General features: G+C 70.4%; 21 protein-coding genes and 1 tRNA gene. 12 read left to right on the forward strand and 10 right to left on the reverse strand.

The genetic code is table 11. The annotated features are described in order from the left end of the window. Positions 1 to 84 precede the first annotated feature (84 nt). Positions 85 to 816 (forward strand): S1 family peptidase, encoded by a 732-nt coding sequence (locus BT341_RS05820; protein WP_072475289.1) that lies wholly within the window; start codon positions 85 to 87, stop codon positions 814 to 816. Between the two features lie 105 nt (positions 817 to 921). Here the strand turns inward: BT341_RS05820 and BT341_RS05825 are convergent. Beyond that, positions 922 to 1,004: transfer RNA gene (locus tag BT341_RS05825), tRNA-Leu, on the reverse strand. A 129-nt stretch (positions 1,005 to 1,133) separates the two neighbouring features. Here BT341_RS05825 and BT341_RS05830 point away from each other — a divergent pair. The 7 genes from BT341_RS05830 (at position 1,134) to pknB (ending at position 10,577) form a co-directional block, all read left to right on the forward strand. Continuing rightward, positions 1,134 to 2,372 (forward strand): FHA domain-containing protein, encoded by a 1,239-nt coding sequence (locus BT341_RS05830; protein WP_072475290.1) that lies wholly within the window; start codon positions 1,134 to 1,136, stop codon positions 2,370 to 2,372. 100 nt (positions 2,373 to 2,472) lie between these two features. Beyond that, positions 2,473 to 2,934, forward strand: coding sequence for an FHA domain-containing protein FhaB/FipA (locus tag BT341_RS05835; protein ID WP_072475291.1), 462 nt, complete (start codon positions 2,473 to 2,475; stop codon positions 2,932 to 2,934). Further along, positions 2,931 to 4,328: a PP2C family protein-serine/threonine phosphatase gene (locus BT341_RS05840; protein ID WP_072475292.1), complete on the forward strand. Its 1,398-nt coding sequence runs from the start codon at positions 2,931 to 2,933 to the stop codon at positions 4,326 to 4,328. Before BT341_RS05835 ends, BT341_RS05840 begins: the two co-directional genes overlap by 4 nt. Beyond that, positions 4,328 to 5,815, forward strand: coding sequence for an FtsW/RodA/SpoVE family cell cycle protein (locus BT341_RS05845; protein WP_072475293.1), 1,488 nt, complete (start codon positions 4,328 to 4,330; stop codon positions 5,813 to 5,815). The genes BT341_RS05840 and BT341_RS05845 overlap by 1 nt, the downstream gene beginning before the upstream one ends. After that, the gene (locus BT341_RS05850; protein WP_072475294.1) at positions 5,812 to 7,281 is read left to right on the forward strand and encodes a peptidoglycan D,D-transpeptidase FtsI family protein; all 1,470 of its coding nucleotides are present in this window, start codon (positions 5,812 to 5,814) and stop codon (positions 7,279 to 7,281) included. Before BT341_RS05845 ends, BT341_RS05850 begins: the two co-directional genes overlap by 4 nt. 3 nt (positions 7,282 to 7,284) lie before the next feature. After that, positions 7,285 to 8,604, forward strand: coding sequence for a serine/threonine-protein kinase (locus BT341_RS05855; protein ID WP_072475295.1), 1,320 nt, complete (start codon positions 7,285 to 7,287; stop codon positions 8,602 to 8,604). Further along, positions 8,601 to 10,577 carry a Stk1 family PASTA domain-containing Ser/Thr kinase gene (pknB, locus tag BT341_RS05860; RefSeq protein WP_072475296.1) on the forward strand — a complete coding sequence of 659 codons (1,977 nt, stop codon included), beginning with the start codon at positions 8,601 to 8,603 and terminating at the stop codon, positions 10,575 to 10,577. The genes BT341_RS05855 and pknB overlap by 4 nt, the downstream gene beginning before the upstream one ends. Before the next feature lie 53 nt (positions 10,578 to 10,630). Here pknB and BT341_RS05865 read toward each other — a convergent pair whose 3' ends face one another. The 6 genes from BT341_RS05865 to BT341_RS05890 all read right to left on the reverse strand — a co-directional run bounded on the left by BT341_RS05865 (position 10,631) and on the right by BT341_RS05890 (position 15,099). Further along, the gene (locus BT341_RS05865; protein ID WP_072475297.1) at positions 10,631 to 10,948 is read right to left on the reverse strand and encodes an effector-associated constant component EACC1; all 318 of its coding nucleotides are present in this window, start codon (positions 10,946 to 10,948) and stop codon (positions 10,631 to 10,633) included. Positions 10,949 to 11,050: 102 nt separating this feature from the next. Continuing rightward, the gene (locus BT341_RS05870; protein ID WP_072475298.1) at positions 11,051 to 12,559 is read right to left on the reverse strand and encodes a caspase family protein; all 1,509 of its coding nucleotides are present in this window, start codon (positions 12,557 to 12,559) and stop codon (positions 11,051 to 11,053) included. A 6-nt stretch (positions 12,560 to 12,565) separates the two neighbouring features. After that, positions 12,566 to 12,937, reverse strand: coding sequence for an effector-associated constant component EACC1 (locus BT341_RS46280; RefSeq protein ID WP_342750202.1), 372 nt, complete (start codon positions 12,935 to 12,937; stop codon positions 12,566 to 12,568). A 100-nt stretch (positions 12,938 to 13,037) separates the two neighbouring features. Then, a complete protein-coding gene (locus tag BT341_RS05880) occupies positions 13,038 to 13,679 on the reverse strand; it encodes a hypothetical protein (RefSeq protein ID WP_072475300.1) in 642 nt (213 codons plus the stop codon). After that, on the reverse strand, positions 13,667 to 14,458 hold the full coding sequence (locus BT341_RS05885) for an ABC transporter ATP-binding protein (protein ID WP_072475301.1): 792 nt from the start codon (positions 14,456 to 14,458) through the stop codon (positions 13,667 to 13,669). Before BT341_RS05885 ends, BT341_RS05880 begins: the two co-directional genes overlap by 13 nt. Continuing rightward, a complete protein-coding gene (locus BT341_RS05890) occupies positions 14,455 to 15,099 on the reverse strand; it encodes an aminodeoxychorismate/anthranilate synthase component II (protein WP_072475302.1) in 645 nt (214 codons plus the stop codon). The genes BT341_RS05885 and BT341_RS05890 overlap by 4 nt, the downstream gene beginning before the upstream one ends. 85 nt (positions 15,100 to 15,184) lie before the next feature. Here BT341_RS05890 and BT341_RS05895 point away from each other — a divergent pair, with 85 nt between their 5' ends. Next, a complete protein-coding gene (locus BT341_RS05895; RefSeq protein WP_245804893.1) occupies positions 15,185 to 16,531 on the forward strand; it encodes an FAD-dependent oxidoreductase in 1,347 nt (448 codons plus the stop codon). A 62-nt stretch (positions 16,532 to 16,593) separates the two neighbouring features. Here BT341_RS05895 and BT341_RS05900 read toward each other — a convergent pair whose 3' ends face one another. Continuing rightward, positions 16,594 to 17,961, reverse strand: a complete 1,368-nt coding sequence (locus BT341_RS05900; protein WP_177328748.1) for an MFS transporter — start codon at positions 17,959 to 17,961, stop codon at positions 16,594 to 16,596. A 102-nt stretch (positions 17,962 to 18,063) separates the two neighbouring features. Between BT341_RS05900 and BT341_RS05905 the strand changes: the two genes are divergently transcribed. Next, a complete protein-coding gene (locus BT341_RS05905) occupies positions 18,064 to 18,381 on the forward strand; it encodes an ArsR/SmtB family transcription factor (protein WP_072475304.1) in 318 nt (105 codons plus the stop codon). A gap of 1 nt (position 18,382) precedes the next feature. On the opposite strand, the gene BT341_RS05910 is transcribed toward BT341_RS05905, so the two are convergent. Together BT341_RS05910 and BT341_RS05915 are read right to left on the reverse strand one after the other, a co-directional pair. Then, complete coding sequence (locus tag BT341_RS05910; RefSeq protein WP_072475305.1) at positions 18,383 to 19,039, reverse strand: response regulator; 657 nt, start codon at positions 19,037 to 19,039, stop codon at positions 18,383 to 18,385. Next, complete coding sequence (locus tag BT341_RS05915; protein WP_072475306.1) at positions 18,979 to 20,802, reverse strand: sensor histidine kinase; 1,824 nt, start codon at positions 20,800 to 20,802, stop codon at positions 18,979 to 18,981. The genes BT341_RS05910 and BT341_RS05915 overlap by 61 nt, the downstream gene beginning before the upstream one ends. Positions 20,803 to 20,972: 170 nt before the next feature. Between BT341_RS05915 and BT341_RS05920 the strand changes: the two genes are divergently transcribed. Next, a complete protein-coding gene (locus BT341_RS05920) occupies positions 20,973 to 21,686 on the forward strand; it encodes an ABC transporter ATP-binding protein (RefSeq protein ID WP_072475307.1) in 714 nt (237 codons plus the stop codon). Next, positions 21,683 to 22,417: an ABC transporter permease gene (locus tag BT341_RS05925; RefSeq protein ID WP_072475308.1), complete on the forward strand. Its 735-nt coding sequence runs from the start codon at positions 21,683 to 21,685 to the stop codon at positions 22,415 to 22,417. The genes BT341_RS05920 and BT341_RS05925 overlap by 4 nt, the downstream gene beginning before the upstream one ends. The last annotated feature ends 51 nt before the right edge of the window (positions 22,418 to 22,468 follow it).

A 22,468-nucleotide genomic window follows, 5' to 3' on the forward strand; every position in this document is an offset into this window, starting at 1 on the left:
GGGTGACGCCCGGCCAGGGAATTCCCCGACCGCGGCCGCGGCCATAGCCTCGAACGTCGATCACTCATCCGACGAAGGGGAAGAATGCGCCTGCGCGCCCTGCTCGCCGCCGCTGTCCTGACCACCATCACCGCTCCGGCCGCATCGGCCGTCGGCCACGGTTCCGACGTCCCACCGGGCCAGTACGGGTTCGTCGCGAAGCTCGCGATGACGAAGATCCCGCGCCCGGACGGCTCCACCTACACCAGCTACTGCACCGGATCGCTGGTCGCTCCCGGTTGGGTGCTCACGACCGGGCACTGCTTCCACGACGCCCAGCGCAACCGCGTCTCCGGCAAGGTGCCCTACCCGACGACGGTGACGCTGGGCCTGGTCGACGAGTCCGCCGAATCGGGCGTGGCCCGCAAGGTCACCGAGGTCCTGCAGGCCACGGAGAACGACGTCGCGCTGGCCCGCCTCGACACCCCGGTGACCGTGGTGGCGCCGCTCGGGATCAGCCGCGCGGTGCCGAAGGTGGGCCAGCAGCTGACGCTGGCCGGCTGGGGCAGCCTGACGAGCACGGACCCGGCCCCGGCGCCCCACATGCAACAGGGCACGGTCTCGGTCGCGAAGGTGGATCCGACGACGCTGGGCGTCCGCGGCGCGGCCCCGCAGACCACGACGAGCGCGTGCACCTACGACTCGGGAGCGCCGTACTTCACGGACGGCAGGCTCGTCGCGGTGGAGGCGACCGGACCGGGCTGCCCCCACGCGGGCATCGAAACGACGAGCCGCGCGGACGTGATCGCGGACTGGATCGCCACCCACACGGCCTAACCCGGGAAAGTCCGCCAGGAGCGAACAGGGGGCGGTGACGTAGCCCACGGCCCTGGTCCAGGCCACGAAAAAGGGCCCCGGCAACCAGCCGGGGCCCTTTTCGGGTGGGCGAGGAGGGAGTTGAACCCTCACGTCCTTTCGGACACACGGACCTGAACCGTGCGCGTCTGCCATTCCGCCACTCGCCCGAGTGCTTCTTGAAGCAGCGAGGAGAAGACTAGCAGGTCGTTTGAACGGGTTTCACCGGGGGCCGTGTAGAGGCTCGCTCACCCGGATAGGATCGATGCGGAAGCACACGTGTGAGGAGGTTTTCCCCGGTGGGCCGCGCCGAGCGTTTCGACAGACGCCTCGAGAGGCTGGTGGGGAACACTTTCGCGCGCATGTTCGGTGGCAACGTCGTCACGCAGGAAGTGGCGATCGCCCTGGAGCGGGAGAGTGAGGAGAACGTTCGTGAGCTGGCAGGCGGTCGGCAGCTCGCCCCCAATCACTACATCGTGTCCCTGGGAGCGGCTGACCACGAGCGCATGGCCGGCGACGAGCAACGCGTCACGCGGATGCTGGCCAGGGCGGTGTCGGAACACCTCGCCGCCGAGGGCCTGGACACCTATGGTGACGTCGTCGTATCACTCGAGCGCAACGAGGCGCTGCATACTGGACAGTTCAAGACCCGTTCGTCCGTCGACCCCGACGCCCGCCCCTCAGGCGCCGGTTCACCACGGCCGGCACGACCCAGCAACGCAGGAGACCCAGCAATGAGCCAGCCCCCCGGCTACGGCCAATACGACCAGGGTGACCCGTACGGCCAGCAGGGCCAGTACGGCTACGGACAGCAGGGTGGCCAGCAGCCCGGGTACGACCAGGGTTACGGCCAGCAGCAGGGCGGCTACGACCAGTACGGCCAGCAGCAGCCGGGTGGCGGCTACGACCAGTACGGGCAGCCTCAGGGCGGTGGTTACGACCAGGGCGGGTACGCGCAGCCCCAGGGCGGCGGCTACGACCAGGGTTACGGCCAGCACCAGGGCGGCTACGACCAGGCCGGCTACGCCCAGCCGCAGGGCGGGTACGACCAGGGTGGCGGCTACGGGCACCCGCAGGCCGGCGGCTACGAGCAGGGCGGCTACGCGCAGCCCGGCGGCTACGACCAGTACGGCCAGCAGCAGCAGGGCGGCGGGTACGACCAGTACGGGCAGCAGGCGTACGGCCAGCCCGCGGCGGACCCGTACGGCCAGCCGCAGGCCGGCTACGGCCAGCCCGCGCCGGGCCGGCAGCTCGCGGCGAGCCTGCAGCTGGACGACGGCTCGAACCGGACGTACTCGCTGAAGCAGGGCGGGAACGTCGTCGGCCGCGGCCAGGACGCGGACTTCCGCCTGCCGGACACCGGCGTTTCGCGCCGGCATCTGGAGATCACCTGGGACGGCCAGAGCGCGACGCTCGCCGACATCGGGTCGACCAACGGCACGACCGTGAACGGCACCCCGGTCCAGACCTGGCAGCTCGCCGACGGCGACGTCATCCGGGTGGGGCACTCCTCGCTCGTGTTCCGTACACAGGGCTGACTGGGGGCACGGAATACTGTTCCCGCAGAATTGACGTGCGGGGGGACCGCGGCGTACCCGCGTCGCGGCTGCGCGGAAGAGTCGGGAGCGGACACACCAAGTGCCAGAGCTGGTCGTACAACTCACCAGGGTGGGCTTCCTCGTGCTGCTCTGGCTCTTCGTGTTCGCCGCGCTCCGAGTCGTCCGCTCGGATCTCTACGCGGCTTCCGGCATGCGCGTCCAGGTGCCGCCCTTCGGGCGCAAGAAGGAGAAGAAGCCGCGCAACAGCAAGTCACCGCAGCAGCTGCTGGTGACCCACGGCGCGCTCGCCGGGACACGCATCGCCCTCGACGGACGGCCGATCCTGATCGGCCGGGCCGACGACTCCACGTTGGTGCTGGACGACGACTACGCCTCGACCCGGCACGCCCGGATCGCCCAGCGCGGCGAGGACTGGTACGTGGAAGATCTGGGCTCGACGAACGGGACCTACCTGGACCGGGCTAAGGTCACTGCACCCCTCCGGGTCCCGCTCGGAGTCCCCATCCGGATCGGCAAGACGGTGATCGAGCTTCGCCCATGACTCTCGTCCTCCGCTACGCAGCCCGCAGCGACCGGGGCCTGGTGCGTTCGAGCAACCAGGACTCCGTGTACGCCGGCCCTCGCCTGCTCGCGCTCGCCGACGGCATGGGTGGGCACGCGGCGGGTGAAGTGGCCAGCAAGGTCGTCATCGCCTCGCTCGCCCCGCTCGACGACGACGAGCCGGGCGACGACCTGCTCGCGCAGCTGCGGGAGGCGGTGGCCAACGGCAACGCCGCGATCGCCGAGCTGGTTTCGCAGGACCCGGACCTCGACGGCATGGGCACCACGCTGACCGCGGTGCTGTTCGCCGGCAACCGGCTGGGCCTGGTGCACGTCGGCGACTCGCGCGCGTACCTGCTGCGCGGCGGCCAGTTCGCGCAGATCACGCGGGACGACAGCTTCGTCAACGAGCTGCTGGAGCAGGGCCGGATCACGCCGGAAGAGGCGGCGGTGCACCCGCAGCGGTCGCTGTTGCTGAAGGCGCTCACCGGGCACGAGGTCGAGCCGAGCCTGACCGTGCGCGAAGCGCGTGCCGGTGACCGGTACCTGATCTGCTCGGACGGGCTGTCCGGCATGGTCAGCGATGAGACGCTGGCCGAGGCCGTGCAGATCCCGGACCCGCAGCAGTGCGCGGACCGGATGATCGAGCTGGCGCTCAAGGGCGGCGGCACCGACAACGTCACGGTGATCATCGCCGACGTGGTCGACGTCGACTTCGGCGAGGACGCGCCCATCGTGGGCGGCGCCGCCGGGGACGGCAGCGACGAACGGCACCAGGGCGACTCCCCCGCGGCGCGGGCCAGGGCGCTGACCCAGCCGCCACCGCCGCCGCGGCCCGAGCTGCCGCAGCCGACCGAAGACCCCAAAGCCAAGCGCCGGAAGCGGTTCCGCTGGCTCGCCGGCGCGCTGGTGGTGCTCGTGGTGCTCGCCGCGGCCGCCATCGCCACCCGCTACTTCGTCCTGAGTCAGTACTATGTCGGCGAGGGAGCGGACCAGGAGGTCGTGATCTACCGCGGCGTCCCCGGCAGCATCCTCGGCATCGACCTGCACACCTACGAGCAGGGTTCCTGCCCGCCCAACCAGGTGTGCACCGACAAGCTGCGCGTCGACCAGCTCCAGGAGGACGCGCGGCTGGCGGTGCAGAACGGCGTCAAGAAGGACAGCCTGGACGACGCCCGGAAGTACATCGACGACTTCCTCCAGCTGCACAAGCGCCTGAACAACTGCGCGCCGGCGGGCGGCCAGCCGTCCCCGTCGCCGACCCCCACGGTCACGCCGACGCCCACTCCGTCGGCTCCGGCCGGCTCCACTGCTCCGTCGTCGGCGAACCAGCCAGCGGGGAGGGACTGCTCGACGCCGAGTTCGACGGCACCGACGACGGGAGGCGGTAACTGATGGGCCAGCCCGTCGCGCGTTCCGCCGAGCCGCTCGCCGCGCAGTTCCAGACGAACCCGCCGCGCGAGGTCCCGACCCGCCGCAACACCGAGCTGGTGCTGCTGGGCTTCGCCGCGTTCATCGTCACCCTCGCCCTGGTGCTCGTGGAAGCGAACCAGGAGCAGGAGCTCACCTGGTCGATCATCTGGCTCGGCCTCGCCTACCTCGCGATCTTCGCCGCGGCGCACCTGGCGGTGCGGAAGTGGGCGCCGTACGCGGACCCCGTCCTGCTGCCCTGCGTCGCGCTGCTGAACGGCATCGGGCTGGTGATGATCCACCGGATCGACCTGGCGCTGGCGGAGCGGGCGGCCCAGAACGGCAAGGACTACACGCCCGCCGTCACCGCGCAGGTGCTGTTCACGGTCATCTCGCTGGCGTTCTTCGTCGCCGTGCTGATCGTGGTGAACGACCACCGCACGCTGACGCGCTACGGCTACACCGCGGGCCTGGCCGGCATCGTCGCGCTGGCCCTGCCGGCGCTGCTGCCGTCGAGCCTGTCCGAAGTCAACGGCGCCAAGGTGTGGCTGAAGCTGCCGTTCTTCTCCATCCAGCCCGGCGAGTTCGCGAAGATCCTGCTGATGGTCTTCTTCGCCTCGTTCCTCGTGTCGAAGCGCGACCTGTTCATGGTGGCGGGCAAGAAGTTCCTCGGCGTCGAGCTGCCGCGCGCGCGTGACCTCGGCCCGATCCTCATCGCCGCGGTCGCCTGCATCGGCATCCTGGTGTTCGAGAAGGACCTCGGCACGTCGCTGCTGTTCTTCAGCGTCATCCTGATGATGTTGTACGTGGCGACCGAGCGGATCATCTGGGTCGTCCTTGGCCTGAGCTTCTTCGTCGGCGGCTGCCTGATCGCCTACAACCTCTTCACGCACGTCCAGCAGCGCGTCGCGAACTGGCTGGACCCACTGGCCACTTACGACAAGCCCGGCGGCGGCTACCAGATCGCGCAGGGCCTGTTCGGGCTCGGCACCGGCGGCATCGGCGGGACCGGACTCGGCGCGGGACGCCCCGACATGGTCCCGGAGGCCAACACCGACTTCATCACCGCGGCGATCGGCGAAGAGCTCGGCTTCATCGGGCTGGCCGCCGTCCTGATGCTGTACCTGCTGGTCGCGATGCGCGGCATGCGCAGCGCGCTGGCGGTGCGCGACACGTTCGGCAAGCTGCTCGGCGGCGGCCTGGCGTTCACCATGGTCATGCAGATCTTCGTCGTCGTCGGCGGGGTCACGAAGCTCATCCCGGAGACCGGTATCACCGCCCCCTTCCTGTCCAAGGGTGGTTCGTCGCTGCTGGCGAACTACATCCTCGTCGCGCTGCTGCTCCGGATCTCCGACGCGGCCCGCCGTCCCGCGACCCGGCCGAAGCCGCAGCCCCAGCCGCAGGCGCCGATCGCCGAGGCGCACACCGTGCTCGTGCAGCGCCCGCCGGCGAACGGGGGCCCGCAGGCATGAACACCCCGCTGCGCAAGGTCGGCATGACGATGCTCGTCATGGTCGTCCTCCTGCTCGCGAACACCACCTACATCCAGGTGGTGAAGGCCGACGACTACCGCACCGACTCGCGCAACGCCCGGGTCCTCTACGACGAGTTCGCCCGGCGGCGCGGCCAGATCGTGTCGCAGGCGAACGGCGAGGTCCTGGCGAAGGTCGACCCGTCGAACGACAAGTACAAGTACATCCGGTCGTACGTCGACGGGCCGATGTACGCGCCGGTCACCGGGTACTACTCGATCAACTACGGCTCCGGCGGGCTCGAGCGCGCCGAGGACGACGTGCTGAACGGCTCCGACCCGCGGCTGTTCGTGCGGCGGCTGTCGGACATGGTGACCGGCCGTGACCCGAGCGGCGGCAACGTCCGGCTGACCATCGACCCGGCCGTGCAGAAGGCCGCGTACGACCTGATGACGCAGAAGGGCTACACCGGCGCCGTCGTCGCGATGGAGCCGAGCACCGGCCGGATCCTGGCGATGGTCTCGACGCCGTCGTACGACCCGAACAAGCTGGCGTCGCACACGTCGAAGGCGCAGACCGACGCGTGGAACTCCTACGTCCACGACCCGAAGAACCCGATGCTGAACCGGGCGATCTCGGAGACCTACCCGCCGGGCTCGACGTTCAAGCTGGTCACGGCATCGGCGGTGCTCGAGGACGGCAAGGGCCCGGACACCCAGGTCAACACGGCGCCGAACACGAAGCTGCCCGGCACGAACGTCACGCTGGAGAACTACGCCGGCGAAGCCTGCCCCGGCAACACGTTCAAGGACGCGCTCGCGCACTCCTGCAACGTGCCGTTCGCGGAGTTCGCCGGTCAGCTCGGCGCGGACAAGCTGAAGAAGACGGCGGCGAACTTCGGCATCGGGCAGCCCGACCTGACCGTGCCGATGAAGGTCGCGCCGTCGACGGTCGGGCCGCTGGACTCGCAGGGCGCGCTCTTCCAGAGCGGCATCGGCCAGCGCGACGTCCGGCTGACCCCGCTGCAGGACTGCCTGCTCGCGGCCACCGTGGCCAACGGCGGGATGGCGATGAAGCCGCAGCTGGTGCAGTCGGTGCTGGCACCGGACCTGTCGACCATCGAGGACTACAGCCCCACCGAGCTCACCGGCACCCCGGCGCTGTCGTCGTCGAACGCCGCGATCCTCAAGGACATGATGATCGCTTCCGAAGGCTTCACCAAGGGCGGCGGCAAGCGCCCGGACATCCAGATCGCGTCGAAGACCGGCACCGCCGAGCACGGCACGGACTCCAAGAACACCGCCCCGCACGCTTGGTACACCGCTTTCGCCCCGGCCGACAAGCCGCAGATCGCGGTCGCGGTCATCGTCGAAGACGGCGGCAACCGCGGGCTCGCGGCGACCGGCGGCACGGTCGCCGCGGAGATCGGCCGCGCGGCGATCAACGCCAAGCTCGGGGGTGGATAGCGGATGCTGTCCTCGGGTCAGCTGCTGGCCGAGCGGTACAAGCTGACGAACCGGATCGCCGTCGGCGGGATGGGCGAGGTCTGGCAGGCCAGCGACACCCGGCTGGACCGGACCGTGGCCGTCAAGATCCTCAAGGCCGAGCTTTCCGGCGACGCCGAATTCCTCCACCGCTTCCGCACCGAAGCGCGGATGACGGCGTCCCTCAACCACCCCGGCATCGCCGCCGTGCACGACTACGGCGAGACGATCTTCGACGGTGACCTGTCCATCGCGTACCTGGTGATGGAGCTCGTCGACGGCGACCCGCTGGCCGGCCTGCTGGCCAAGCACGGGCGGCTGTCGGCGGAGTTCACGCTCGACATGCTGGAGCAGGCGGGCAACGCGCTGCAGGCCGCGCACGAACAGGGTCTGGTCCACCGGGACGTCAAGCCGGGCAACATCCTGGTGACGTCGAACGGCCAGGTGAAGATCACCGACTTCGGGGTCGCGAAGGCCGCCGACGCCGCCCCGGTCACCCGGTCCGGCATGGTCATGGGCACCGCGCACTACATCGCGCCGGAGCAGGCGCTCGGGCATCCGGCGGAGCCGGCGTCCGACGTCTACTCGCTGGCCGTGTGCGGCTACGAGTGCCTCGCCGGGCACCGGCCGTTCCTGTCCGAGAACGCCGTGACGGTCGCGATGATGCACATCCGCGACATCCCGCCGCCGCTGCCGCCGGACGTGCCGCCCGCGGCGCGCGCGGTGATCGAGGCAACGCTGGTGAAGGATCCGCGGCAGCGCTACAACAACGGCGGCGAGTTCGCGGCCGCGGTCGCCGCGGTTCGCGCGGGCCTGCCGCTGCCGACGCCGTCCGGGCTGGTCAACGCGGCGTACGTGACCGGCCAGCAACCGCAGCAGCAGCTGCCGCCGGTGCAGCAGCAGGTTCCGCCGCCGGTGCAGCAGCCGCAGGTGCTGGGCGGCCCGCCGTCGCCGGCGGTGAACCCGATGGTCGCCGTCGGCCCGCCGTCCCGGCCCGTGATGCGTCCGGTCATGGTGCCTGCCGCCAGGAAGAAGTCGCAGTGGGGCTGGTGGGCGCTGCTCGCGGCCATCCTGCTCGTTGTCCTCGTAGCGGGCATCGTCCTGGTGGCCAAGATGATCGGCAGCTCGGGCTCGCCACCGCACACCGGCCAGCCGACGAGCCAGGTGGTCCCGGGCAGACAACCGCCCGCGGAGCAGCCGCCCGCTTCGAGCGCCTACCCGGCGGACACTCCCGCAACGACCGACGATGGCCAGCAAGGCATCATGACCGCACCTTGGACGGAATGGAACGGCACCCAGAGATGAGCACACCCAGACTGCTCTCCAACCGGTACGAGCTGGGCGAAACGCTCGGCTACGGAGGCATGTCCGAGGTCCATCACGGCCACGACGTGCGCCTCGGCCGGGAAGTCGCGATCAAGATCCTCCGTGCCGACCTCGCCAGGGACCCGCAGTTCCAGGAGCGCTTCCGCCGCGAAGCGCAGAACGCCGCCGCCCTGAACCACCCGGCGATCGTCGCGGTGTACGACACAGGTGAAGCGAACACCGAGTTCGGCCCGCTGCCGTACATCGTCATGGAGTACGTCGAAGGCCGGACGCTGCGCGACATCGTCAAGACCGAGGGCCCGATGTCGCAGAAGCGGGCGATGGAGGTCATGGCCGACGTCTGCGCGGCACTCGACTTCTCGCACCGCCACGGCATCGTGCACCGCGACGTCAAGCCGGCCAACGTGATGATCACGAAGAACGGCGCGGTCAAGGTGATGGACTTCGGCATCGCGCGCGCGATGCACGACGGCCAGTCCGCGATGACCCAGACGGCCGCGGTGATCGGCACGGCGCAGTACCTGTCGCCGGAGCAGGCTCGCGGCGAGTCGGTCGACGCGCGCTCCGACGTCTACGCGGCCGGCTGCGTGCTCTACGAGCTGATCACCGGCGAGCCGCCGTTCACCGGCGACTCCCCCGTCGCGGTGGCCTACCAGCACGTCCGGGAGGACCCGAACCCGCCGTCGTCGGTGAACCCGGCGGTGGCGCCCGAGCTGGACGCGGTCGTGCTGAAGGCGCTGGCCAAGGGCCCGGCGAACCGCTACCAGTCGGCGGCGGAGATGCGTTCGGACCTGGTGCGCACGCTGTCGGGCCAGCGCCCGGCCGCGCCGATGGTGATGTCCGAGGACGAGCGCACGCAGGTGATGAACGCCGACCGGCGGCAGCCGCAGCGCTACGAGGAGTACGCCGAACCGGACGACGAGGACCCACGGGACAAGCGCCGCCGCCGGACGCTGCTGGCCGCGCTGGCCGCGCTGTTCGTGCTCGGCGCGGTGGTGCTGATCATGTGGCTGTCCGGCGCGTTCAAGAGCGGCAACGACACCGCGACCGTGCCGATCCCCGACGTGAAGGGCCAGTCGGAGCTGGCGGCCAAGAACACCCTGCGCGAGAAGGGCTTCAACAACTTCGCGCCGAACAAGACCGTGGTCTGCGGGGTCCCGGACGGCAACGGGAACACGCCCTGCACCACCGACCAGATCAACCAGGTCATCGCCGTCACCCCGGACGTGGGCACGCCGGTCGCGACGTCGGCGCAGATCACCCTCACGATCGGCCAGAAGCCGGGTCAGGCGACGGTGCCGGAGCTCAAGGGCCTGAGCCGCGACGAAGCCGAATCGAAGCTCAAGGAAGCCGGGCTCACCCTGAGCCAGTCGGTGCAGGAGGTCGACGTCGACGACCAGAGCCAGGTGGGGAAGGTCGTCTCGCAGAACCCGCAGGCGGGCAGTCAGGTCCAGCAGGGCTCGAGCGTGACCATCTCCGTCGGCAAGGGCAAGCAGCAGAAGCAGGTTCCGAACTACATCGGCAAGACCTACAGCGAAGCCAACGCCGCCCTCACCGGCATGGGCTTCACCGTGAAGCGGGTGGACCAGCAGTCCGACCAGCCGAAGGACCAGGTCATCCAGCAGACGCCGAACGGCGGTTCGGTGCCGGTCGGCAGCACGATCACCCTGACCGTCTCGTCCGGCCCTGGCGACACCAAGATCGAGCTGCCCAGCCTGGTCGGCATGACGTTGGACGAGGCCCAGCAGAAGCTGCAGAGCATGGGCTGGACCGGCAGCTTCAAGCAGCAGTCCGACAAGAGCAGCAAGCAGCCGGAAGGCACGATCACCCGGCAGAGCCCGGCGCCGGGGACGCAGATCGACAAGGCGGCGACCGTCACGGTGTGGCTGTCGGAAGGCAACGGCGGCTTCCCGTTCCCGACCGGCACGACGACGACCCCCGGTGGCGGCTGACAGCTTCCACGCAAGAAGGCCCGCACGGTGCGCCGTGCGGGCCTTCTGCGTTCTCAGGCTTGGTCGAGAAAGCCGCGCACGGCGCCGAGAACCTGCTCGGCGTCACTGCCGGCACCGCAGTCGAGCTCGAGCTCCTCGGCGGCACCGGAGCGCTTGACCTTGAGGCAGACGCGGGCTTCGCGGCACCGCCGCAGCCACGCACACAACGAACGGCAGAAGACCCCGGCGGAGTTGCTGGTCACGCCGACCACGACGGCGTCGAACAGCTGGACGCGGCCGCGAAGCTCGTCTTCCCCACGCAGCCAGGCGGCGAGCTCCCGCAGCTCGCCGTCGGAATCCGGCCCGGTGATCGCGACGATCCCCGCCGTCACCCGGTCTCCCTTCACCCAGGAACCCCGCCAGGACCCGAACCTTAGTCGGCCGCGCGCACCCCCCGGAAGGCCGTCACGTAAATTGCAAACGGCAATTTGCACTCACGCGGCTTGGACCGCGGAGTCGTCATCCGACTGGGCGGGGCGGTACACGCGGAAGAGCTTGTAGGCGCTCGCGCCGGCGAACATCGTGAACAGGAATACGCCCCATGCACCTGAGGCCACGTTGCTCGTCACTGCGGTGGTCGTGCCCGAAGTGGCAAAACCTGTGCTCCATGCAGCGATCATCGCCGCACCGAAGATCAGCGAAGCAACGAGGATGACCACCAATGAGGCCAGGCGGACCTTGGCCAGCCCCTCGCCCCACACCGGGAACACGTCCGCGAGCCGGACGGGTTTTGCTACCCGGAGTTTTCTCATCCGCCTGCGGACGAAAAACCCGCAGATTGCGCCAACCGCGAGCATGGCCAGACCAAACGGCAGGTCGGCGGATGTGTGCCCGGGTGGGACCTCACCGAAGATCTCACCAACGACCCCCGGCACACCCATGCTGGTGCCGGCATAGAAGCCTGCCCACAGCGACGTCGCCCCAACGGCGCCCAGAGCCCAGCGGGTAAAGATCTTTCCTCGGTCCGACGATACTGCGGCCGGCTGCGGCTGCGGCTGCGGCTGCGGCTGCGGCTGCGGCTGCGGCTGCGGCTGCGGCTGCGGCTGCGGAGTGACGAAATACTGACCTGATATCCGCGCGACCCGACGCTGCGGCGGGTCGGTGGAGAGCAGTGGCCCAGACGGCGGCGAGACGGGATGTCTCTGCACCGTCGGTGCATCCAAGTGATCGACCGGCTGCTCAAGCGGCACCGGCTCCGGCGGCACTGGCTCCGGTTCGCGCCGGAGCAGGAGACTGCCGCTCGTATTGCCGGTTTGAGTCTGTGGCTGCGGAAGCCCGCGTCTTGCCATCGCCGCTCTCAGCGAACGAATCAGCCGGCTGACGTCCAGTTGCTCGCCAGGAAGCGGAACCCCACGCGTCAGGAGCGAAAGCAACTCGGTGGTAAACGCCGTGTTCCGCTCGTCCGGCGGCGAATGTGAGATGGAGTTTCGCGGCGAGGAGGCGATTACAGTCGTCCCGCTCACCTCGAGGTCACGCGCGTCTACCCCGGTTCCGGACATCGCCCCGATAGCCATCCCGGAGTAGCAACAGTCCAAAATCAGCACGCGGGTCCGGGCAGGGCTGTCCTCGATGATTTCCCTGACTACCTCGAACGCCACCGCCGTGGCATCGAGTTCGTCGGGGTCGGTCTCTCTCGTACTCAGGTAGAGCTTGTCCTTGTGCTGGTGGCGAATGCCGTGCCCGGAGTAATAGACCAGTAGCAAGTCTTCGGCTTGTTGAGCTGCCTTCCGCAGTCTGGCCAGAAGGCTCTTCGGAGAGTCTGGAGTATCGACGACCGTGCACTGCGCCCAGCTGACGATGCCCGATGCCTGATCAGTAAGCGCACCCCTCAGGTCGGCGAGGTTATGGTGGACGGCCGGCAGATCGGGTAGCTCATCGGACTGGAACTCTCCGGTCCCGATGAGAATGACTCGAGAGAGCTGGGCAACGGGAAGCGCACACACCCCGGTTCAGGCTCCTTCGCCGAGGAAGTCCCGCATCGACTCCAGCAACTCAGTGGCGTCGTCTGCGGATCCGCATCTGAGTGTCAGTTCCTTACCTGCGGCGTTCGTGATCTTCAGATCTACCTTTGCCGCGTCTCGGCGATGCTTCAGCCAGCCGAACAAGGCGGTGCATAAGGCCGGTGCTGTGCTGCTGGTCGCGATGACGACCACGGACTCAAGCACACCGCCCATCTGGCCAGGCAACGGAGACCGAACCGAGAACTTGACCCGACCACGAAGCGGCTCTTCATCCCGCAGCCACGCCCCAAGCCTCCTCAGCTCGTCAGGCTCCGACACCGAGACTTCGATAGTTCCGGACGACACTCGCAACCCCCTCACCCGCGTCTCACCGACGCGGCCAAACAGAGTAACCCTGCGCCCCAGGAAACGGGAAGGCTCTGATAGCAATTGTTCTCAGCAATTGCGCCAAGATCAGCGCTCAGGTGCGTCGCTGGGCAAGCCGCGTCACGACAAGGGAGCTGGTCACCAGCATCACCGCCGACGTCACGACCGCGAGGACCAGCGGTCCCGCGACCGGTTCGTCGTCGGTCAGGGCGTGCAGCAGCGGGTGGACCAGCGGGATCTTCGCCAGCAGCACCACGAACAGCGCGATCACCGCGGCGAGCACCGTCCAGCCGATCCGCGACACCAGCAGCCGCGAGCACGGGAGCGCGATCGCGATGCCCAGCAGCGCGCACGCCAGATGGGCGAGCAGCCCGACCCCCAGCGCCGACGGCTGGAACCTGACCGACTTGACGGCCGACCAGACCTCGGTGAGCACGGTGAGGACCACCGAGCAGGCGAACACGGTGAGGATCGCACCGACGATCATTCGCCGCCACTGCCGGGCGTGGCTCAGGGTGACCAGCCGCTGCACCGGGTCCTCGATGTCGAGCAACGCGATCGTCAGCCAGCACGACACGACCAGCAGCCCGCCGGCGCTCACGCCGAACAGCGGCAACGGCGGCGAGTGCGGGTCGGCGTAGAGGATCACGCACAGCGCCAGGTACGCCAGCAGAGCCGGCAGGTACCGCTGCGAGTGGCCGAGCAGTGCCAGGTAGTACCGCGTCAGGGCGAGCACGGCGCCACCTCTCGCACCGACCAGCCGTCCTTGAGCGACCGCAACAGCACGGCGTCGACGCACCCGACCTCGACGGTGAGCACCACCTGCGCGCCCTCGGTGACGGCGTGCCGCACGCCGGGCTCGCCCGCCCAGCCGGTGCCGTGGCCGCGCAGCACGATCCGGGTCGTCGGCTCGGCGCTCTCGGCCGTCAGCCGTCCGTCGTGCATGAGGTGGACGACGTCGGCGTGGTCGTGCACCACCTGCGGCCGGTGGTCGGTGAACACGACGCTCGCCCCGCGCGCCCGCGTTTCGGCGACGAGCTCGCCGAGGATCGCGTGCGTGCCGACGTCGAGCCCGGACCACGGCTCGTCGAGGATCAGCAGGTCGGGCCGCACCATGACGGCCTGCGCGAGGCCGACCTTCTGCGCGTTGCCCTTGGACAGCGTCCGCAACGGCGCGGCCGGGCCGCCGACCAGCGCCAGCCGTTCGAGCAGCGGGTCGATCATCGACAGGTCGGTGAGCCCGCGGACGCGCGCCATGTGCCGCAGGTAGGCCCGCGCGCCCATGCGCTGGCCGGCCGGGAAGCGGTCGGGCAGGTACCCGATCCGCGGGTTGCCCGTCACCACTCCGGTGGTCGCGTGCGAGACGCCGGCCATGATCCGCAGCAGCGTCGACTTGCCGGAGCCGTTGCTGCCGAGGACGCCGACGACGTGCCCGGGCTCGATGGTCAGGTCGACGTCGCGGAGGACGAAGTCACCACGTCCGTAGCGCTTGCCGACCCCCTCGAGCCGGATCACGCAACAGCGGCCTTCTGGAGCGCCTTGGTCGCGCGCTCGAGCTCGTTCACGCGGGCCGGGTCGACGGGGTGGCCTGCCGCGGCCATCCAGTTCGCCAGCATCCGGTGGCCGCCTTCGGTGAGCACGGACTCCGGGTGGAACTGGACGCCTTCCAGCGGCAGCTCGCGGTGGCGCATGCCCATCACGATGCCGGATTCGGTGCGGCCGGTGACCTCGAAGACGTCGTCCGGGATCGTGTCGGGGACCACGGTCAGCGAGTGGTAGCGCGTGGCGGTGAACTCCTCCGGCAGGTCCTTGAGGACGCCGATGCCGGCGTGGCGCACCTGGCTCGTCTTGCCGTGGAGCAGCTCGGGCGCGCGGTCGACGGTTGCGCCGTAGACGACGCCGAGGGCCTGGTGGCCGAGGCAGACGCCGAGCATCGGGGTGCGCGTCTCGGCGCACTTGCGGATGACGTCCATGCTCTGACCTGCGCGTTCGGGCGTCCCGGGGCCGGGCGAGACGAGCACGGCGTCGAATTCGGGCACGCGGTCGAGGTCCACGACGTCGTTGCGCCAGACCGTGCAGTCGGCGCCGAGCTGGGCCAGGTACTGGACCAGGTTGTAGACGAAGCTGTCGTAGTTGTCGACGACGAGAACGCGCATGGCGCCGAGCTTACCGGCTCCCACTCCGTGGACCGTACGCCAAATCACATTTTAGGTTAGGTCATCCTAACTTACCGTGGGTCTGGTGAGCCGTTCTCTTCGCGTAGCCGTGGTCGGTGCCGGTCCCGCCGGGATCTACGCCGCCGACATCCTGGACAAGTCCGACGCCGACGTGCGGATCGACCTCTTCGAGCGCATGCCGGCGCCGTTCGGGTTGATCCGCTACGGCGTCGCGCCCGACCACCCGCGGATCAAGGGCATCGTGACGGCACTCCACAAGGTGCTGGACAAGCCGAACATCCGGCTGCTGGGCAACGTCGACTACGGCACCGACATCAAGCTCGACGAGCTGCGCGAGTTCTACGACGCGGTGATCTTCTCGACCGGCGCCTCCGCCGACCGTGCGCTCGACATCCCGGGCATCGACCTCGACGGCAGCTACGGCGCCGCCGACTTCGTCTCCTGGTACGACGGCCACCCGGACGTGCCGCGCACCTGGCCGCTGAACGCTTCTTCGGTCGCGGTGCTCGGCGTGGGCAACGTCGCGCTCGACGTGGCGCGGATCCTCGCGAAGACGGCCGACGAGCTGCTGACCACCGACATCCCGGACAACGTCTACCAGGGCCTGAAGGCCAGCCCGGTGACGGACGTGCACGTGTTCGGCCGCCGCGGCCCAGCACAGGCGAAGTTCACGCCGCTGGAGCTGCGGGAGCTGGACCACTCGCCGAACGTCGAGGTCATCGTCTACCCCGAGGACATCGAGTTCGACGACGGCAGCATCGCCGCGCTGCGGGCGTCGAAGCAGATCGACATGGTCGTGAAGACCCTCCAGGAGTGGGCGATCCGCGAGCCCGGCACCCGGCCGCGGCGGCTGCACCTGCACTTCTTCCACTCGCCGTCGGAGGTGCTCGGCGAAGGCGGCCGGGTGACCGGCCTGCGCACCGAACGGACCGAGCTGACCGGCGACGGCACCGTGCGCGGCACCGGCGAGTTCCACGACTGGGACGTCCAGGCGGTGTACCGCGCGGTGGGCTACCTGTCGTCGCACCTGCCGGAGATCCCGTTCGACCACGGGCGCGGGGTCGTCCCGAACCAGGCCGGCCGGGTGCTGGACCTGGACGAGAACCAGCTCCCCGGCGTCTACGTGACGGGCTGGATCAAGCGCGGCCCGGTCGGCCTGATCGGCCACACGAAGGGCGACGCGGCGGAGACGATCGCGAGCCTGCTGGCCGACGCGGACACGCTCGCCCCGCCCAAGTTCACCTCGCCGGACGCGATCCTCGACTTCCTCGCCGCGCGCGGCATCCCGTTCACGACCTGGGAAGGCTGGGGCAAGCTCGACGCGCACGAGAAGGCGCTGGGGCTGGCGGCCGGCCGGGAGCGGATCAAGGTCGTGGAGCGCGAGGAGATGACCCGCGTCTCGCGCGGCTGAGTTTCCCGACGCCGTGGCGGCCACTCCCGGGTTGGCCGGGGTGGCCGCCGCGGACCAGCTTTCTAGGCAGGCACCGGCTCGCGCACCGCGCGCGGCACCGCCCGCGTGAGCAGCAGTCCCGCGAGCATCCCCGCCGCGGTGAGGAGCACGGCCGCGCGTCCGCCGCCCGCGCCAGTTCCGTTGGCCACCGCGACGAGGACGGCGAGGCCCACCGCGTTGCCGACGTTCAACGTCGTGGTGGCCAGCCCCGAGGCCACACCCTGTTCCCTGGCCCCGACCCCGGCCGCCGCGGCGATCCACATCGCCGTCCAGGTGATGCCCTGGCCCACCCCGGAGACGACCAGGCCGGGCACCAGCGCGAGGTACCCGCGGCCGGCGTCGAACCCGAACGCCAGGACGGCGGTGCCTGCCACGCCGAGCACGAACCCGGTGACGAGCGCGCGGCGCGGGCCGAGCCGCGTGGTGAGCCGCTCCCCGAGCTGCGTCCCGGTGGCGATGGCGACGGACGGCACCAGGAACGCCAGCCCGGTCGCCAGCGCGCTGAAGCCGTGCACGGTCTGCAGGAGCACGGTCAGGAAGTACGGCAGCGCGCCGAAAGTCGCCATGTAGACGAACGTGATCGCGACCCCGGCCGCGAGACTGCGGTTGCGCAGCAGCCGCGGCGGCATCAGCGGGTCGGCGCCGCGGACTTCGACCACGACGAACGCCGTCAGCAGCGCGACCGCGAACACTGCGGCCACGAGGACCGCCGGGGCGGTCCAGCCCAGTTCCGGCCCCTGGACCAGCACGAACACCAGCAGGGTCGTGCCACCGGTGGCGGTCAGCGCGCCCGGCAGGTCGAACCGGCGCGTGCCCGCTTCGCGCTCGTCTCGCGGGATCACGGCCAGCGCGGCCACGGCGACGAGCCCCGCCAGCGGCACGTTGACGAAGAAGACCGCCGACCAGCCGAACGCCTGGGTGAGGACCCCGCCGAGCAGCGCGCCGACGGTGAGGCCGCTCGCGCCGGCTCCACCCCACACGGCCAGCGCCCGGTTGCGCCGCGGTCCCTCCTCGAACAGGGTGCTGATCAGCGACAACGTCGACGGCAGCAGCAACGCGCCGCCGATGCCCTGCACGGCACGGGCGACCACGATGACGGCCGGGCTGCCGGCGAGCCCGCCCGCGAGCGAGGACACCGCGTAGATCGTCAGGGCCAGCACGAACATCCGGCGCCGGCCGAGCAGGTCCGCGGCGCGGCCGCCGAGTAGCAGGAAACCGCCGGCGAACACGGCGTACGCGCTGACCACCCACTGCTGGGTCTGGCCGGAGAAGCCGAGGTCCGCGCCGATCTCCGGGAGCGCGACGAAGACGATGTTCAGGTCCAGCGAGAAGATCAGCTGGGCCAGCGCGAGCAGCGCGAGGCTCCAGCGGAGCCGGTGAGGCGAAGACATCCGGGATCCCTCCAGTTCGACTGTACGAAAATAAACGTACAATCGAACCGATCGCACGGACAAGACTGTTTGAGAGTTCGCGAACTGTGGCACACTGGCGGGGTGATCGCTCAGCACCCCGCGCTCGATCAGCTCCGGGTGGAGAACATCCTCTCCGCACTGGGCAACCCGATCCGGCTGCGCATCGCGCGGATCCTCGCCGAGGACGGCGAGCTGACGTGCGGCGCGGTGGGCGTCCACCTGGGCGGCCAGCTGTCGAAGTCGACGCTGACGCACCACTGGCGCGTGCTGCGGGACGCCGGCGTCATCCGGCAACAGCCGTCCGGCCGCGAAAACCTGCTGTCGCTGCGCCGCGAGGAACTCGAAGAACGCTATCCCGGGCTGCTCAGCACGATCCTCGACAGCGCCGGGCAGGACTGACTCAGCTCGCGCCGAGGTAGGCGAGGACCGCGAGCACCCGGCGGTTCGTGTCGTCCGAAGCCGTGATGCCCAGCTTGGCGAAGATGTTCGCGGTGTGCTTGCCGACCGCGCCTTCGCTGAAGTGCAGGCGGGCCGCGATCGCCGCGTTCGAGCAGCCTTCCGCCATCAGCCCGAGAACTTCACGCTCGCGCGGGGTCAAGGCGACCAGCGGGTCGGAAGCGTTGCCCGCCACCAGTTTCGCGATCACCTCGGGGTCCATGACCGTGCCGCCGTCGGCGACCCGGCGGACCGCGTCGACGAACTGGCCGGCGTTGAAGACCCGGTCCTTCAGGAGATAGCCGATCGCGCCGGTGCCGTCCGCCAGCAGCTCACGCGCGTACAGCTGCTCGACGTGCTGGGACAGCACCAGGATCGGCAAGCCGGGGATCTCCCGCCGGGCGGCCAGTGCGACCTGCAGGCCCTCGTCGGTGTTCGTCGGCGGCATCCGGACGTCCACAATGGACACGTCCGGCCGGTGTGCGCGCAGTGCCGCGGCCAGTTCGGGCCCGCTGCCGACCGCCGCGACGACGTCGAATCCGTGGGCCTGCAGCAGGTGCGTCAGGCCGTCTCGGAGGAGGTACTGGTCTTCGGCGACGACGGTTTTCGGCCGATCTGACACGGGATCTCCAAGGTCGCCTTCGTCGGGCCGCCGAGTGGGCTGGTCAGCGTCAACCTACCGTCGAACCCGCCCAGCCGGCGCTCGATCCCGCGCAACCCCGAGCCGCGAGCCGGGTCGGCGCCGCCCGTGCCGTCGTCGGTGACCACGACCGTCAGGAGGTCGTCGGCGAACCCGAGTTCGATCGACGCGCGTCCCGCGCCGTGCTTCGCCGCGTTGCCCAGCAGCTCGGACACCGCGAAGTACGCGCACGCCTCCACCGGCTCCTCGATCCGTCCCGGCAGCGAGCCGGTGACCTGCGTTTTCAGCGGGCTGTCGAGGGCCAGCGCGCGCACGGCGTCGAGCAGCCCGCGCTCGGACAGGACCGGCGGGTGGATGCCGCGCACGAGCACCCGCAGCTCGGTGAGCGCCTCCGCCGAAGCCGCGCGCAACTCGGCCGCGAGCCGCTTCGCCGCCGCCGGATCGGTGTCCACGAGCGCCTCGACCGCGCCGAGCTTCATCCCCATCGCGACCAGCCGCGACTGGATCCCGTCGTGCAGGTCGCGTTCGATCCGCCGCAGCTCCGCGGCCTGCGTCACCGTGACGTCGCTGCGGGTCTGCTTCAGCCGTTCGACGCGCTGGGCGAGCCTCGTCGACTCCGTCGGCCCGAGCCATACCCGCGCGAAGCGGGCCTGCTGCCGAGCCAGCCACGTCGCCGGCGCAACCCCGGCGACGACCAACGCGACCGCGACCGGTGTCTGCGCGAGCGCGCCGAGGTGCGTCGAGACCTCGGGGAACGGCCACCACGTCACCGGCGACGACGCGAACGGCCGCCACACCCACAACGTCATGAGACCGACGACGCCCCGGCCGATCAACACGACCGCGGGCAGTACCAGGACCAGCGAAACGAGCGAGATCAGCGCGGCGCCCACCATGTCTCGCCAGGTGGCCCGGTCGCGCAGGACCCACCGGGTGCGCGCGTGCTGGACCGGCCAGAACGGTTCCTCGTACAGCTGCTTGCCGACCTGGTAGAGCCCGTCCGGGCGGGGCACGGGCAGGCCGGGCGGCGGCAGGTACGGCCGGGCGATCCGCACGCCGGTCCAGTTGCCTGCCTCGCGGCGCAGCGTGTCGGTGATGGACCGGCTCCACAGGATCACCGGCGCCGCGACCGGCAGCGCCCCGGCGACCACGACCAGCTGCCACAGCGAGAAGAACAGCATCACCACGGCCAGCGCGAGGATGCCGATCTGGTGGCCCAGCGACTCGAGGCGCCGGTGCAGCCACCATCCCCGGCCGGGTACCGGGGCCGGCCGCCGGCCGAGCCACCAGCGCGTCCACCGGCCGTGACCGCGCAGCGCCCGCGGGCCGCCGAGCAGCACCGCGACCGGCAGCACGAGCGTGACCAGCGGGTTCAGCAGCTGCCACAGCAGCTCGCGCCCGGACGCCGGGTCCTCCATCACCCAGGTGAAGCGGCGGTTCCAGCGAATCCAGAACGCGCGCTTGTAGAGCTGGTTGCCGTCGCGGTACCAGCCGTCGCGCTCCCGCACCGGGTCCGGCGGCGGCGGCCGATACGGCGCTTCCACCTCGACGTCACACCAGCGCGCGGCCAGCACCCTGGCCGTCGCCGAGCGGTGCCGGGCCCACTCGATCGCGGGGCCGAGGAAGAAGACGAGGCCGACGCACAGCAGCGCGAACGCGACCAGCTCGACCAGCACGTCGACCCAGCTCAGCAGCGCCAGCCCGGCCAGCGCCAAGGCCCGCCCGATGGCACGCGGGTACGTCATCCGGCCACCTCCTTCCCCCGTGATCGTCGCCGATCCGCGCCCGCGCGCGCAGTGCCCGAAGCCCCACGAACGGGGTGGGCCCAGCCCCACCCCGGCGTCAGCAAAACCCTACTTGAGCTGGGGATTCAGCGTCATACCGCGCGCGGCCACGCGTTCGTAGCGTCGAAGCCATGCCTCTCCTCGAAGTCACCGGCCTCCGGAAGCGCTACGGCGCCCGGGTCGCGGTCGACGGCGTCTCCTTCACCGTCGAGCGCGGCGAAATCTTCGGCGTCCTCGGCACGAACGGCGCCGGCAAGACCACCACCGTCGAATGCCTCCTGGGCCTGCGCCGGCCCGACGGCGGCACGATCTCCGTGCTCGGCCTCGACCCCGTGACGGACCGGGCCGCGCTCACCCGCCGCGTCGGCGTGCAGCTGCAGGAAAGCCGGCTGCCCGCGAAGCTGCGGGTGCGTGAGGCGATCGAGCTGTTCGCCTCGTTCTACCCGGACCCGGCCGACGTCGACGTCCTCCTCGACCGGCTCGATCTCCGCGCCCACGCCCGCAGCGCGTTCGGGAAGCTCTCCGGCGGCCAGAAGCAGCGCGTGTCGATCGCGCTCGCGCTGGTGGGCAACCCCGAGCTGGCCATCCTCGACGAGCTGACCACCGGGCTCGACCCGCACGCCCGCCGTGAGACGTGGCGGCTGGTCGAAGGCGTCCGCGATGCCGGTGTCACGGTCCTGCTGGTCACCCACTTCATGGCCGAAGCCGAGCGGCTTTGCGACCGCGTGGCGGTCTTCGACGCCGGCCGCGTGGTCGCGACCGGCACCCCGGACGAGCTCCGCGCCGCCGCCGGCGCCTCCACTTTGGACGACGCGTTCGTCTCGCTGACGAGGAGCACCCGGTGAACACCTTCGCCAAGATCACCGCCACCGAAACGAAACTGTTCCTGCGCACGCCGTTCATGGTGATCGCGGGCCTCCTGCTGCCGGCCGCGGTGCTGCTGGCGGTCGGCGCGATCCCGGGCATGACGAAGCCCAGCCCGGCCGCCGGCGGGTACCGGTTCATCGACGCCTGGGTGCCCTCGGTGCTTGTCGTCAGCCTCGCGATGCTGGCCCTGCAGTCGATTCCCGGCGCGGTGGCGACCTACCGCGAGCAGGGTGTGCTGCGCCGGCTGGCCACGACGCCGGTGCACCCGGCGAACCTGCTCGGCGCGCAGCTGCTGATCCACGTCGTGCTCGCGCTGGCGGGCATCGGCCTGGTGCTGGGCCTGGCCAACGCGGTCTACGACGTCCCGCTGCCGAAGCATCCGCTGGTGTTCCTGGTGACGCTGCTGCTCGGCACGGTCTCGATGTTCTCGCTCGGCCTGCTGGCGGCGGCGCTCGCCAGGACGGCCAAGGCCGCGGGCGGGTTCGCGCTGGTCGCGTTCGTGCCGACGATGTTCCTCGGCGGCGTGTACCTGCCGCGGCCGCTGCTGCCGGAGGTCCTGCGCCGGATCGGCGACTACGTCCCGCCGGGCACACAGCCGCTGCAGGACGCCTGGGTCGGCACCGGCGTGCAGCCGCTGCAGCTGGTCGTGCTGGCCGCCTTCGCGGTGATCGGGACGGCGCTGGCGGCGAAGCTCTTCCGCTGGGAGTGATCCGCCAAAGTGGTGATGATCATCGTTTTCTCTTGTGGCGGGGCCACCCGG

The organism is Amycolatopsis australiensis (assembly GCF_900119165.1).
GTDB lineage: Bacteria > Actinomycetota > Actinomycetes > Mycobacteriales > Pseudonocardiaceae > Amycolatopsis > Amycolatopsis australiensis.